This window comes from [Enterobacter] lignolyticus SCF1 (assembly GCF_000164865.1).
GTDB lineage: Bacteria > Pseudomonadota > Gammaproteobacteria > Enterobacterales > Enterobacteriaceae > Enterobacter_B > Enterobacter_B lignolyticus.
Genome location: NC_014618.1, coordinates 1,071,581 through 1,084,946, shown reverse-complemented (window position 1 = coordinate 1,084,946; position 13,366 = coordinate 1,071,581). Strand labels below are relative to the sequence as shown.

Annotated in this window: 13 protein-coding genes and 5 tRNA genes; 2 read left to right on the top strand and 16 right to left on the bottom strand. The window is 57.0% G+C overall.

From position 1 onward, the window contains the following. Nucleotides 1-3: 3 nt before the first annotated feature. The 16 genes from luxS to mltB form a co-directional block, all read right to left on the bottom strand. On the bottom strand, nucleotides 4-519 hold the full coding sequence (gene luxS, locus ENTCL_RS05190; protein WP_013365059.1) for an S-ribosylhomocysteine lyase: 516 nt from the start codon (nucleotides 517-519) through the stop codon (nucleotides 4-6). Nucleotides 520-670: 151 nt separating this feature from the next. Next, nucleotides 671-2,227 carry a glutamate--cysteine ligase gene (gene gshA, locus ENTCL_RS05185; protein ID WP_013365058.1) on the bottom strand — a complete coding sequence of 519 codons (1,557 nt, stop codon included), beginning with the start codon at nucleotides 2,225-2,227 and terminating at the stop codon, nucleotides 671-673. Nucleotides 2,228-2,305: 78 nt separating this feature from the next. Further along, nucleotides 2,306-2,734 carry a YqaA family protein gene (locus tag ENTCL_RS05180; RefSeq protein ID WP_013365057.1) on the bottom strand — a complete coding sequence of 143 codons (429 nt, stop codon included), beginning with the start codon at nucleotides 2,732-2,734 and terminating at the stop codon, nucleotides 2,306-2,308. Further along, nucleotides 2,731-3,297 (bottom strand): fructose-1-phosphate/6-phosphogluconate phosphatase, encoded by a 567-nt coding sequence (gene yqaB, locus ENTCL_RS05175; protein WP_013365056.1) that lies wholly within the window; start codon nucleotides 3,295-3,297, stop codon nucleotides 2,731-2,733. Before yqaB ends, ENTCL_RS05180 begins: the two co-directional genes overlap by 4 nt. 125 nt (nucleotides 3,298-3,422) lie before the next feature. Beyond that, complete coding sequence (locus ENTCL_RS05170) at nucleotides 3,423-3,737, bottom strand: BON domain-containing protein (RefSeq protein WP_013365055.1); 315 nt, start codon at nucleotides 3,735-3,737, stop codon at nucleotides 3,423-3,425. A gap of 155 nt (nucleotides 3,738-3,892) precedes the next feature. Further along, nucleotides 3,893-3,969, bottom strand: a tRNA-Arg gene (locus ENTCL_RS05165). Between the two features lie 178 nt (nucleotides 3,970-4,147). Then, nucleotides 4,148-4,224: transfer RNA gene (locus ENTCL_RS05160), tRNA-Arg, on the bottom strand. 46 nt (nucleotides 4,225-4,270) lie between these two features. Next, nucleotides 4,271-4,347 (bottom strand) — tRNA-Arg (locus ENTCL_RS05155). A gap of 63 nt (nucleotides 4,348-4,410) precedes the next feature. Beyond that, nucleotides 4,411-4,487 (bottom strand) — tRNA-Arg (locus ENTCL_RS05150). Nucleotides 4,488-4,491: 4 nt separating this feature from the next. Further along, nucleotides 4,492-4,584: transfer RNA gene (locus ENTCL_RS05145), tRNA-Ser, on the bottom strand. A 275-nt stretch (nucleotides 4,585-4,859) separates the two neighbouring features. Next, the gene (csrA, locus tag ENTCL_RS05140) at nucleotides 4,860-5,045 is read right to left on the bottom strand and encodes a carbon storage regulator CsrA (protein WP_000906486.1); all 186 of its coding nucleotides are present in this window, start codon (nucleotides 5,043-5,045) and stop codon (nucleotides 4,860-4,862) included. Nucleotides 5,046-5,285: 240 nt separating this feature from the next. After that, the gene (gene alaS, locus ENTCL_RS05135) at nucleotides 5,286-7,913 is read right to left on the bottom strand and encodes an alanine--tRNA ligase (RefSeq protein ID WP_013365054.1); all 2,628 of its coding nucleotides are present in this window, start codon (nucleotides 7,911-7,913) and stop codon (nucleotides 5,286-5,288) included. Between the two features lie 188 nt (nucleotides 7,914-8,101). Beyond that, nucleotides 8,102-8,605: a recombination regulator RecX gene (gene recX / locus ENTCL_RS05130; protein WP_013365053.1), complete on the bottom strand. Its 504-nt coding sequence runs from the start codon at nucleotides 8,603-8,605 to the stop codon at nucleotides 8,102-8,104. A gap of 76 nt (nucleotides 8,606-8,681) precedes the next feature. Then, complete coding sequence (gene recA / locus ENTCL_RS05125) at nucleotides 8,682-9,740, bottom strand: recombinase RecA (RefSeq protein ID WP_013365052.1); 1,059 nt, start codon at nucleotides 9,738-9,740, stop codon at nucleotides 8,682-8,684. A 73-nt stretch (nucleotides 9,741-9,813) separates the two neighbouring features. Next, a complete protein-coding gene (gene pncC / locus ENTCL_RS05120) occupies nucleotides 9,814-10,311 on the bottom strand; it encodes a nicotinamide-nucleotide amidase (RefSeq protein ID WP_013365051.1) in 498 nt (165 codons plus the stop codon). A gap of 177 nt (nucleotides 10,312-10,488) precedes the next feature. Further along, a complete protein-coding gene (gene mltB / locus ENTCL_RS05115; protein ID WP_013365050.1) occupies nucleotides 10,489-11,565 on the bottom strand; it encodes a lytic murein transglycosylase B in 1,077 nt (358 codons plus the stop codon). A 276-nt stretch (nucleotides 11,566-11,841) separates the two neighbouring features. Here mltB and srlA point away from each other — a divergent pair, with 276 nt between their 5' ends. Then, the gene (gene srlA, locus ENTCL_RS05110) at nucleotides 11,842-12,405 is read left to right on the top strand and encodes a PTS glucitol/sorbitol transporter subunit IIC (protein ID WP_013365049.1); all 564 of its coding nucleotides are present in this window, start codon (nucleotides 11,842-11,844) and stop codon (nucleotides 12,403-12,405) included. Next, a complete protein-coding gene (gene srlE / locus ENTCL_RS05105; RefSeq protein ID WP_013365048.1) occupies nucleotides 12,402-13,364 on the top strand; it encodes a PTS glucitol/sorbitol transporter subunit IIB in 963 nt (320 codons plus the stop codon). Before srlA ends, srlE begins: the two co-directional genes overlap by 4 nt. The last annotated feature ends 2 nt before the right edge of the window (nucleotides 13,365-13,366 follow it).

Below are 13,366 nucleotides of genomic sequence, written 5' to 3'. Positions count from 1 at the left end.
AGACTAGATGTGCAGTTCCTGCAGCTTCTCTTTCGGCAGCGCCAGCTCTTCATTGCTGTTCACGCGTACGCCGCGATCGATAATGTGGTGAGCAATCTCCTGCGCTTCTTCCAGCGAGTGCATAGTGTAGGTGCCGCACTGGTAGACGTTCAGCTCAGGGATCTGGCTCTGGTCTTTCACCTTCAGCACGTCGGCCATCGCCGCTTTCCAGGCCTCGGCCACGCGGGTTTCATCCGGCGTGCCGATCAGGCTCATGTAAAAACCGGTACGGCAGCCCATCGGCGAAATATCGATGATTTCCACGCCGTTGCCGTTGAGGTGATTGCGCATGAAACCCGCAAACAGGTGCTCAAGGGTGTGAATACCGCGTTCCGGCATCACTTCTTTGTTAGGTACGCAAAAACGCAGGTCAAATACGGTGATCGCATCGCCGTGCGGGGTGTGCATGGTCTTCGCTACGCGAACTGCAGGTGCTTCCATTCGGGTATGGTCGACCGTGAAGCTATCTAATAACGGCATTCGTCACCTCCGATAGTGATTTTTTTAAAAAAAATTGAACTCTTTCGTACGGGGCGAGTCTGAGTATATGAAAGACGCGCATTTGTTATCATCATCCCTGACTTCAGAGATGAAATGTTTGGCCACAGTGATGTGGCCTTTTTCTTTTCTGTCAGGCAAAACGCGCAACCAGCGCGGAAAACGGCTCGCTATCCGCCGCCTCGATTTCACGCTGACGCGCCACCGATGCTTCCCGCTCTGCGTCAAAATCCGCTTCACTCAGAATCTCCAGCGGCTCTTCCCGCAGCAGAGTCCGGTATGCATCGCCGAGCGCTTTCCCCGTCCCCCCGATTCCTTGATCAATCATAGAACGCAAAATGCGCGCCGAAAACGTTAATTCCGGGTCATCAAAGCAGGCGACCAGCTCGTCGCACACGTTCTGATACGCCTGACCGCCGTCAATGCCGTCCAGCGTCTGGGCAACGCGCTTGAGATCGCGGAACAGGTCTTTCCCCACCTTCGGCAGCGGGAACTGCGCGGTCTCACAGCCGATACCTAACGTCAGGCCCGGCTTACGCCCTTCAAGGATCACGCGATTCCAGTTCGTGCGCGTGCACAGCAGCTCGTCGCTGCTCATTTCCGGCGCATCCGCCAGCACGCACCAGACCATGAACAGGTCGAGGAAACGCACCTGCTGTTCGTCGACGCCGATCGGCGAGAACGGGTTAATATCCAGCGAGCGCACTTCAATATATTCAATGCCGCCGCGCAGCAGCGCGTCCGACGGCGTTTCGCCGCTACGGGTCACGCGTTTCGGGCGAATCGGCGCGTACAGCTCGTTTTCAATCTGCAGAATGTTGCTGTTAATCTGCAGATGCTTGCCGTCTTTCTGCAGGCCGATTCTGGCGTACTCTTCCGACGGTGTTTTAATCGCCCGCTTCAATCCTGCCACATAGCCGTGCAGATCGTTAAACGTAATTCCGAGATTGCTTTGCGATTTATTGGTATAGCCCAAATCGCTCAGGCGCAGCGACGTCGCATACGGCAGGTAATACATCCCGCATTCGGTTTTCTCAAACGGCAGCGTCGTCGGCTTCCCTTGCAGGAACGAAGAGCAAATGGCCGGAGAAGCGCCGAACAGATAGGGGATCACCCAGCCGAAACGGTAATAGTTGCGGATAAGGCGGAAGTAGCCGGCGGAAATCGCCTCTTTGTCGTTCTCGGCATCATCAATGCCGCACTTCGCCTGCCAGAACGCCATCGGCAGCGAGAAGTTGTAGTGCACGCCGGAGATAGTCTGCATCAGCGCGCCATAGCGGTTTTTCAGCCCTTCGCGGTACAGCGTTTTCAGCCGTCCCGCGTTGGACGTCCCGTACTGCGCCAGCTCAATATCCTGGCCCGGCGCAATGTAGCACGGCATACTCAACGGCCACATGCGCTCATCGCCCAGCTTACGCGCGGTATAGCGATGCACATCGCGCATGAAGGTCAGCATATGATCGATATCGCCATCCACCGGAGTGATAAACTCCAGCAGCGCTTCCGCAAAATCGGTGGTGATCCACTTATGCGTCAGCGCCGAACCGAGCGCCTGTGGATGTCCTGTCGTTGCCAGTGTGCCATCTGCATTGACACGCAGCGTTTCGCGCTCGAGCCCGCGCTGGATCCCCTTAATCGCCTGAGGATGTTTTTCCAGCCAGGCCAGCGCCTGTGATACGTCCGGGATCAAATTGACCTCCCGCCTGTCGAAATCATTCTATTAAGCATAATTGTAATGGTTGACGATTAAAGGTCACAATCAGTCCAATTAGTGCCACCACGTCATACCCTGAAGCGTTGCGGCCGCAAGAAGCACGTAGCGCAGCGCTTTGCCAAGGCATAAGAAAAAAAGTACCGGTCCCCACGAAATGCGCATCCATCCTGCCAGCAGACAGAGCAGATCGCCCACGACAGGCATCCAGCTCAGCAGCAGCGTGGCGGCGCCGTAGCGCCTGAGCCAACCCACCGCTTTATCCTGCCAGCGTGATTTCTCACGCAACGGGAACAAACGTCCAAGAATAACGTTAGTTGCCCCTCCAAGGCTATTACCCATTGTTGCTATTAACACGAGCAGCCATGGGTGACTGACCTTCGCCAGCAGCATGCCGACCAGAACAACCTCAGAATTGCCTGGCAGCAGCGTCGCGCTCAGAAAGCTGCTGGCAAACAGCGAAAACAGCGCTAATGCGTCGCTCACAGCAGACGCACGTCCACAGCGTCCATTCCCGCGCTTTTAGCCGCCTGCAGGCCAAAATCAGCATCTTCAAACACCACGCACCGGCCGGGTTCAACCCCCATCTGCGAGGCGCACAGCAGGAAGGTATCAGGCGCAGGTTTATGATTTTTGACATGATCCGCCGCCACAACGGCGGAGAAATAGTGGCGTAACCCCAGATGCGTCAGCAGCGCCTCAGCAATAGCGCTTTCGCTGCCGGTGCCGACCGCCATCGGACGTCGGCCGTGCCACGCTTTGACGACATCAATCAGCGGCAGCGGACGGACGGTATCCAGCAGCATGGTTTTCACGGCATCGGTTTTCTCCCGCGCCAGCGCATACGGGTCGAGGGAGGCATGATGCTGTTCGATAATCGCCTGCGCAATCCGCCAGGTTGGAGCGCCGTTCAACGCCACCATTGCCTGCTCATCGAAACGCATGTCGTAGCGGCCAAGCACCTCACGCCAGGCCTGCCGATGGGTCGGTTCGGTATCCAGGATGGTGCCATCCATGTCGAAAATCAGCCCTGCATAACGTTCGTACATCGAATCCTCACAAACCGGGTAACGGAACGCTACTTTAGCGTAAAAGAGGGGAAGTTGTCGCCGCCCGCGGCACAAACAATAAAGGCACCATCCGGTGCCTTTAGGGGAGGAATGTCTGTATTGCGCTATTTAACCCGCATGCCGTTCTCGACGACACGCACCCCGGTTACGCCACGGGTAATCTCAACAGCGCGGTTAGCAATAGCCTGAGAAGTGACAAAGCCGCTCAGCTGCACGCGCCCCTTAAAGGTCACTACGCTAATTTCAGAGGATTTGATGTCTTTATCACTGAACAGAGCCGATTTCACTTTGGTGGTGATCACGGTGTCATCGATATAGCCGCCGGTGCTTTCCTTCGTTGAGGAACCAGCGCAGCCCGCCAGCGAAAACGCGACAATTATCGCTGCGCAAAACGCAGACACAGCTTTGAGCCATTTCATGGATTTCTCTCCTTGCTACCTGAATGCAGAATGATAACTACTATAAACTAGCCTGAAAGGAGAAAATTGCCAATGAGAATCAGATGATTAAGCGCATTTTAGCGCAACGGAAATAGGAAAATCTTCAGAGACAGGGGCATTAAGAAGGGAGGAGATGGTGCATCCGGGAGGATTCGAACCTCCGACCGCTCGGTTCGTAGCCGAGTACTCTATCCAGCTGAGCTACGGATGCATCGGGATTACTGCTTTACTACTGATATTACGAATAACGCGATATGGTGCATCCGGGAGGATGACTCGGCTTCGCCTCGCCCTGACGGGCCGTTGCTTACGCAACGTTATCCTCCCTGGTGCTGGCGATTATCGCGCAGACCATGACACAGTCTTTGCCGCTGTTATCCTGGAGAATATGGTGCATCCGGGAGGATTCGAACCTCCGACCGCTCGGTTCGTAGCCGAGTACTCTATCCAGCTGAGCTACGGATGCATCGGGATTGCTGCTTTACTACTGATATCACGTATCGCGTAAAAGATGGTGCATCCGGGAGGATTCGAACCTCCGACCGCTCGGTTCGTAGCCGAGTACTCTATCCAGCTGAGCTACGGATGCATCGGGATTACTGCTTTACTACTGATATCTGGCGTCGTTACTAAAACCACACCAGGTAAGAGATGGTGCATCCGGGAGGATTCGAACCTCCGACCGCTCGGTTCGTAGCCGAGTACTCTATCCAGCTGAGCTACGGATGCAAAATGGCGGTGAGGCGGGGATTCGAACCCCGGATGCAGCTTTTGACCGCATACTCCCTTAGCAGGGGAGCGCCTTCAGCCTCTCGGCCACCTCACCACACGCCTCTTACGAGTGCTTCGAAGAACTTGTTTAAGCTCATCGTCGCTGCGTGGCGCACATATTACTTTCTGGGACTTATAAGTCAAACAATTTTTCCAGCACTTTTATCGTTTGCACACTTCACGTTCAATTAGCCTGCAAAAGCGGCAAAAAGAGCGATTAATCAACATAGATCTGCGGCGTCACGAGAAAAAGGATGAGCGAAGAAAAGGGATATTCAGAGGGGTAACGCTGGAGGATTGCGTCTCACCGTAGAGTGAGACGCAGAGAAATCAGTAACTGGACTGCTGGGATTTTTCAGCCTGGATACGCTGGTAGATCTCTTCACGATGGACAGAGACTTCTTTAGGGGCATTTACGCCGATGCGCACCTGGTTGCCCTTCACCCCTAAAACTGTCACGGTGACCTCATCGCCTATCATGAGGGTCTCACCAACTCGACGAGTCAGAATCAGCATTCTTTGCTCCTTGAAAGATTAAAAGAGTCGGGTCTCTCTGTATCCCGGCATTATCCGTCATATAACGCCAAAAAGTAAGCGATGACAAACACGTAAACGTGTAAGCAGTCACGGCATCACATTCTGTTAAACGTAAGTTTAGCCGATTTACACAATTTCAACCTGACTTTATCGTTATCAGTATTGCGACGGCGAGACGCCAAAACGCCGGAGCGTAAGGCGTCTGCCGCGTTATTGTTATTACAGTTTTGCGCTAACCCAGCCTTTTACGCTGGCCAGTGCTGCAGGAAGAGCCGCTGCGTCAGTACCACCGGCTTGCGCCATGTCCGGACGACCGCCCCCTTTACCACCCACCTGCTGGGCGACCATACCAATCAGCTCTCCGGCTTTCACACGGTCCGTCACATCCTTAGAGACGCCCGCAATCAGAGAAACCTTACCTTCTGCGACCGTGGCCAGTACGATGACGGTAGAACCTAACTGGTTCTTGAGATCGTCAACCATGGTGCGCAGCATCTTCGGCTCAACGCCGGCAAGCTCACTTACCAGCAGCTTAACGCCGTTAATCTCTTCCGCTTTGCTGGAAAGGCTCGCACTCTCCTGCGCTGCCGCCTGCTCTTTCAGCTGCTGCAGCTCTTTTTCCAGCTGGCGCGTACGCTCCAGCACGGTACGAACTTTGTCCGCCAGATTATGGCTGTCGCCTTTGAGCAGCTGCGCAACGTCGCTCAGCAGATCGCTCTCAGCGTGCAGGCTGGCAATTGCGCCCTCGCCCGTTACCGCTTCAATACGACGAACGCCCGCCGCCGTACCGGATTCAGAGGTAATACGGAACAGACCGATATCGCCAGTGCGCGAGGCATGCGTACCGCCGCACAGCTCGGTGGAGAAGTCGCCCATGCTCAGCACGCGTACGCGATCGTCGTATTTCTCGCCGAACAGCGCCATCGCGCCTTTCGCTTTCGCGTCTTCCAGCTCCATGACGTGGGTTTCGACCGGCAGGTTGCGGCGGATCTGCGCATTGACCAGATCTTCCACTGCGCGGATCTCTTCCGGCTTCATGGCTTCAAAATGGGAGAAGTCGAAGCGCAGCGCTTTGTCGTTCACCAGCGAACCTTTCTGCGCCACGTGCGTACCCAGCACATCGCGAAGCGCGGCGTGCATCAGGTGCGTCGCCGAGTGGTTCAGACGGATACGCGCGCGGCGGACCTCGTCAACATCAGCCTGTACGGCGTCGCCCACCTTCAGGCTGCCGTTGCTCAGTTTGCCGAGATGACCAATCGCCTGACCATATTTTTGCGTGTCGCTGACCGCAAAGCCAAAGCCTGCGCCTTTCAGTTCGCCCTTATCGCCGACCTGACCGCCAGATTCCGCATAGAACGGCGTCTGATCGAGAATGACAACCGCATCCTGACCGGCGTTAATGCTGTTAACCGCTTTACCGTCGACGAACAGCGCGGTCACTTTACCGTTCAGTTCAAGATGGTCGTAGCCTTTAAACTCCGACGCGCCGTCAACGCGGATCATAGCGTTATAGTCAGCGCCAAAGCCGCTGGACTCACGCGCGCGGCGGCGCTGTTCTTCCATCGCGGCTTCGAAGCCGGCTTCGTCAACTTTGATATTGCGCTCACGGCAAACGTCCGCCGTCAGGTCAACCGGGAAACCGTAGGTATCGTACAGACGGAACGCGGTTTCGCCGTCCAGCGTATCGCCGGACAGTTTCGCCAGCTCTTCGTCGAGCAGCGCCAGGCCACGCTCAAGCGTACGGGCGAACTGCTCCTCTTCGGTTTTCAGAATCTGTTCAACCTGCGCCTGCTGACGCTTCAGGTCATCGCCTGCGGAACCCATTACCTCAACCAGCGGCCCAACCAGCTTGTAGAAGAAGGTATCCTTCGCGCCCAGCATGTTACCGTGACGAATGGCGCGGCGAATGATGCGGCGCAGCACGTAGCCACGGTTCTCGTTGGACGGAATAACGCCGTCGGCAATCAGGAACGCGCAGGAGCGGATATGGTCGGCAATAACGCGCAGCGATTTGTTGCTCAGATCGGTCGCGCCGGTCACTTTCGCCACGGCCTGAATCAGCGTGCGGAACAGGTCGATGTCGTAGTTAGAGTTAACGTGCTGTAGCACCGCGGCAATACGCTCAAGGCCCATACCGGTATCCACGGACGGCTTCGGCAGCGGTTCCATGGTGCCATCAGCCTGGCGGTTAAACTGCATGAAGACGATGTTCCAGATTTCGATATAGCGGTCGCCGTCCTCTTCCGGGCTGCCCGGAGGTCCGCCCCAGATGTGGTCGCCATGATCGAAGAAAATCTCGGTGCACGGGCCGCAGGGACCGGTGTCGCCCATCTGCCAGAAGTTGTCAGAGGCGTACGGCGCGCCTTTGTTGTCGCCGATGCGGATAATACGCTCACGCGGAACGCCCACTTCGTTTGCCCAGATGTCGAAAGCTTCGTCATCGGTCTCATAGACGGTGACCCACAGCTTCTCTTTCGGCAGCGCAAACCAGTTATCCCCGGTCAGCAGTTCCCAGGCATATTTAATCGCATCATGCTTGAAGTAGTCGCCGAAGCTGAAGTTGCCCAGCATTTCGAAGAACGTGTGGTGGCGCGCGGTGTAACCGACGTTTTCCAGATCGTTGTGCTTACCGCCCGCGCGCACGCAGCGCTGCGCGGTCGTTGCGCGGGAATAATTACGTTTATCGAGACCCAGGAACACGTCTTTGAACTGGTTCATCCCGGCGTTGGTAAACAGCAGGGTCGGGTCGTTGTTCGGCACCAGGGAGCTGCTGGCAACTACCTGATGTCCCTTGCTATGGAAAAAGTCGAGAAACGCCTGACGGATCTCAGCGGTGCTCTTGCTCATAATTATCCTGAAATCAAGCTAACGGATTGTTGCAGGCGCGATTGACCGGTTTTTAGACAGTCAGGCCACCTGGCGGAAAAAAGTGGGAATAAGATAAGTTTTCTTTAGAGGGAAGTAAAATCCAGGATGGTTCTATCTGCAAAAATACGCCAAATAGTCGCGTTTCGTGACGGATGACGTATGAGACGTCATACAAATCGGGAGGTAAAGAGCGCCTGGATATCCTCCATCAGATAGCCGCGGTTGAGTAAAAAGCGCTGTACCTTCACTTTTTGCGCAAATACCGTCGGCAGCGGCGTGCCGAATTTCCGCTCCGCCTGCTCGCGCGCCAGCGCCTGCCAGTCGGTCTCGCACTCATACATCGCCTGCTCGATCTCCTGCCGCGCAATCCCTTTCTGGTTAAGCTCCTGGCGGATACGCGCCGGACCGTAGCCCTTACGGCTGCGGCTGGCGATAAACAGCCGGGTGAAGCGCGCATCGTCAAGATAGCGGCTTTCGAAGCACCACTGGATAACGCTGTCGATGTCCTCGGGGGTCGCCTCCATCGCTTCCGGACCGTTTTTCCCCATCACCGGCGCCGCCAGCTTGCGGCGCAGCTCTTTTTCGCTGTGATCGCGCATCGCCAGAATGCGAATCGCTCTGTCCAGCAAACGCGCGTAGGCGGAACGGCGGGGTGAGGAACTGTCGGTCATAGCGGGCCTTTATCGACAACGGAACAAAAACAAAAGGGCCGCATCAGCAGCCCTTTTCGTCACTTTCAACACTCTATCAGAAATCTTCGCTGGTTTCCGCGACGTCGTTATCGTCAACGGTGAACGCCGGAGTAGGATCCTGGTTGTTGAGCAGCAGTTCGCGAACTTTCTTTTCGATCTCTTTTGCGGCGGCCGGGTTTTCCTTCAGCCAGGCAATCGCGTTAGCTTTACCCTGCCCGATTTTTTCACCGTTATAGCTATACCAGGCGCCCGCTTTTTCGATCAGCTTCTCTTTCACGCCGAGATCGACCAGTTCGCCGAAGAAGTTAATCCCTTCGCCGTAGAGGATCTGGAATTCAGCCTGTTTAAACGGCGCCGCGATTTTGTTTTTCACGACCTTCACGCGGGTTTCGCTGCCGACGACGTTTTCACCCTCTTTCACCGCGCCGATACGACGAATGTCCAGGCGCACGGAGGCGTAGAATTTGAGCGCGTTACCCCCGGTGGTGGTTTCCGGGTTGCCAAACATCACGCCGATTTTCATACGGATCTGGTTGATGAAGATCAGCAGCGTGTTGGACTGCTTCAGGTTACCGGCCAGCTTACGCATCGCCTGGCTCATCATACGCGCCGCGAGACCCATGTGAGAGTCGCCGATTTCACCTTCGATTTCCGCTTTCGGCGTCAGCGCCGCGACGGAGTCGACGACGATAACGTCGACCGCGCCGGAACGCGCCAGCGCATCACAGATTTCCAGCGCCTGCTCGCCGGTGTCCGGCTGGGAGCACAGCAGGTTGTCGATATCGACACCCAGCTTGCGGGCATAAATCGGGTCCAGCGCGTGTTCGGCATCGATAAACGCACAGGTTTTACCTTCGCGCTGCGCTGCCGCGATCACCTGCAGGGTCAGCGTGGTTTTACCGGAAGACTCCGGCCCGTAAATTTCAACAATACGGCCCATCGGTAAACCGCCGGCACCCAGGGCGATATCCAGCGAAAGCGAGCCGGTGGAGATAGTTTCCACATCCATGGAGCGGTCTTCACCCAGGCGCATGATAGAGCCTTTACCGAATTGTTTTTCGATCTGGCCCAGTGCTGCCGCCAACGCTTTCTGTTTGTTTTCGTCGATAGCCATTATTACTCCTGTCCGGGTGTTACCGCGTGAATACTGTTCTGTTGACGCAATTATACTGTATAGTCATACAGTATCAAGCATTTTGTAGAAATTGTTGCCACAGCAGCTGCAGCGCATACGCGGTGGCCTGTCTGCGTACCGCTTCGCGGTCTCCGGCGAAGCATTCACAGCGGGTAAAGCCCTGCCCGTTCGCACAGGCAAGGCCAAACCACACCGTGCCGACGGGCTTCGCCTCGCTGCCGCCGTCCGGGCCGGCGATACCGCTGACCGACAGCGCGTAGGTCGCCCGTGCCGCCCGCAGCGCGCCAATCGCCATTTCGACAACCACCGGCTCGCTGACCGCGCCGTGGTCCAGCAGCGTCTCTTCCCGCACGCCGATCATCTGCGATTTCGCCTCATTGCTGTAGGTGACGAACCCGCGCTCAAACCACGCGGAGCTGCCGGCGATATCGGTTATCGTTTTGGCTATCCAGCCGCCGGTGCAAGACTCCGCGGCGGTCACCGTCGCGCCCTGGGCCTTCAGCGCCAGGCCGACCTGCTCGCTGAGCCGCATCAGTTCACTGTCTGTCATGGTTATCCCTCGCGACCAAAAAAAGATGGGCATCAAGATAGCACTTTCTAAAAGAAGGTGGAGAGCGGGGAACAAATTTGCGCAGCGTCTTCAGAAAAATCGCGAGGCGACCGGGCAGACGCCAGCCGCGTCGATCGAAATGTGTCAGTCCCTCCTGGGCGAGGAGGGACCTGCGGGCTACTGCTGCGTGCGCGCCTGCGCCACGGCCAGCCCCAGTTGCCAGACCGCCATCGCGTAGTGGGTGCTGTGGTTATAGCGAGTGATGGCATAGAAGTTCGGCAGACCGTACCAGTATTCATAGCCGGTGCCGACATCCAGACGCAGCAGGCTCGCCTGCTGATGGCTGCCGAGCGGCTGGGTCGGCGTCAGCCCGGCGGCGGTCAACTGCGACACGCTGTAGCTGGTCTTAAAGCCGTTTTCCATCCCCGGCGCCTGGCCCATCGCCTTCACCGCCACCTGGTCGCCGCTCACCCAGCCATGCTGTTTGAAATAGTTCGCCACGCTGCCGATGGCGTCGTCCGGGTCCCACAGGTTGATGTGACCGTCGCCGTTGAAGTCCACCGCATACTGCTTGTAGGACGACGGCATAAACTGCCCGTAGCCCATCGCCCCGGCGAAGGAGCCTTTCAGATCGAGCGGGTCGTCCTGCTCATCGCGCGCCATCAGCAGGAACGTCTCCAGCTCGGCGGAGAAATACTGCGCGCGCCGCGGGTAGTTAAACGACAGCGTCGCCAGCGCGTCAAGAATGCGCGTTTTCCCCATCACGCGGCCCCAGCGGGTTTCCACGCCGATAATACCGACGATAATTTCCGGCGGTACGCCGTACACCTGCCAGGCGCGGTTCAGCGCATCCTGATGCTCGTTCCAGAACACCACGCCGTTTTGCACATTATCCGGGGTGATGAACTGTTTGCGGTAGCGCAGCCATGCGCCGTTCGGCCCGGTCGGCGCCTGCACGGTCGGCGCCTGGCGATCCATCAGGCGCAGAACATAGTCCAGACGCTTCGCCTGGGAGAGGATTTCATGCAGCTGCTGGCGGTCAAAACCATGCTTACTCACCATGCTGTCGATAAACTGTTCGGCCGCCGGATTATTGGCAAAATCGCCGCCGCTCATCGTGACATTATGCTGCGGCTCCAGCAGGAAGCCCCCGGACGAGGTGGTCTGAGGCGCGGCCTGCGTTTTGGGTTTGCTGCTACAGGCAGCGAGCAGGACACACAAAGGGAGTAAAGCCAGGTAACGACGCTTCAACATGGGACATCCGTTTAACAATTTCAGCAAGGGGGGGTGTATGGTAAAGCATACCGCGAATGACAAGAAGCGGTAGTCCCCCTTCAGCGCCAAATTCTCTGCCCTTAAGCGCAATGCGCCGTCCTGGCGTCTTTTTCATCTCAAATACATCACACCAACAAACTTTCACTTCAAAAGATTTATCTTTCATTTTGCGATCAAAATAACACTTTTAAACCTTTCAAAGTGATTAAAATATATTGCAGACAGAACAGGTACCCTTTGAGGAGAGAAAGAAGAATGATTGAAACCATCACCCACGGCGCCGAGTGGTTCATCGGGCTGTTTCAGAAAGGCGGAGAAGTGTTTACCGGTATGGTCACCGGGATCCTTCCGCTGCTGATCAGCCTGCTGGTCATCATGAACGCGCTGATCAACTTTATCGGCCAGGCGCGAATTGAGAAGCTGGCGCAAAAGTGTGCGGGGAATCCGTTGACCCGCTACATGCTGCTACCGTGCATCGGCACCTTCGTGTTCTGCAACCCGATGACCCTGAGTCTCGGGCGCTTTATGCCGGAAAAATACAAACCCAGCTACTATGCGGCGGCCTCCTACAGCTGTCACTCCATGAACGGTTTATTTCCACACATCAACCCCGGCGAGCTTTTCGTTTACCTCGGCATCGCCAGCGGTCTGACCACGCTCGGCCTACCGCTCGGCCCGCTGGCGGTCAGTTACCTGCTGGTTGGCCTGGTCACTAACTTTTTCCGCGGCTGGGTCACCGATCTGACGACCGCGATTTTCGAGAAAAAGATGGCGATTCAGCTTGAACAGAAAGTGCATTTAACAGGAGCGGCATCATGACGCGCATTCGCATTGAAAAAGGCGCCGGCGGCTGGGGCGGCCCGCTTGAGCTAGACGCCACGCAGGACAAAAAAATCGTGTACATCACCGCAGGCACCCGGCCGGCGATCGTCGACCGCCTCGCGCAGCTTACCGGCTGGCAGGCCGTGGACGGCTTCAAAGAGGGCGAACCGCCGGAAGAAGAGATCGGCGTGGCGATTATTGACTGCGGCGGCACGCTGCGCTGCGGGATCTACCCCAAGCGGCGGATCCCGACCATTAATATCCACGCCACGGGGAAATCCGGCCCGCTGGCTCAGTTCATCATGGAAGACATCTATGTCTCCGGGGTGAAGGAAAACAACATTCAGCCCGTCGGACAGGCGTCGCAAACGGCCTCCGCGACGGTGCACCGCGACTATGACGCCAGCAAGAAAATCACCGAGCAGAGCGACGGCCTGCTGGCCAAAGTCGGGATGGGAATGGGGTCAGCCGTTGCCGTGCTGTTTCAGGCGGGGCGCGAAACGATAGACACCGTGCTGAAAACCATCCTGCCGTTTATGGCGTTCGTCTCGGCGCTTATCGGCATCATCATGGCCTCCGGTCTGGGCGACTGGATTGCCCACGGCCTGGCGCCGCTCGCCAGCCACCCGCTGGGCCTGGTGACGCTGGCGCTAATCTGCTCCTTCCCGCTGCTCTCGCCCTTCCTCGGCCCGGGCGCCGTGATTGCGCAGGTCATCGGCGTGCTGATCGGCGTGCAGATTGGTCTGGGGAATATTCCGCCGCACCTGGCGCTGCCGGCGCTGTTCGCCATCAACGCCCAGGCCGCCTGCGACTTCATTCCGGTAGGGCTGTCGCTTGCCGAAGCGCGTCAGGAGACCGTACGCGTCGGCGTCCCGTCGGTGCTGGTCAGCCGCTTCCTGACCGGCGCGCCGACGGTGCTGATCGCCTGGTTTGTTTCCGGATTTATCTATCAATAAGG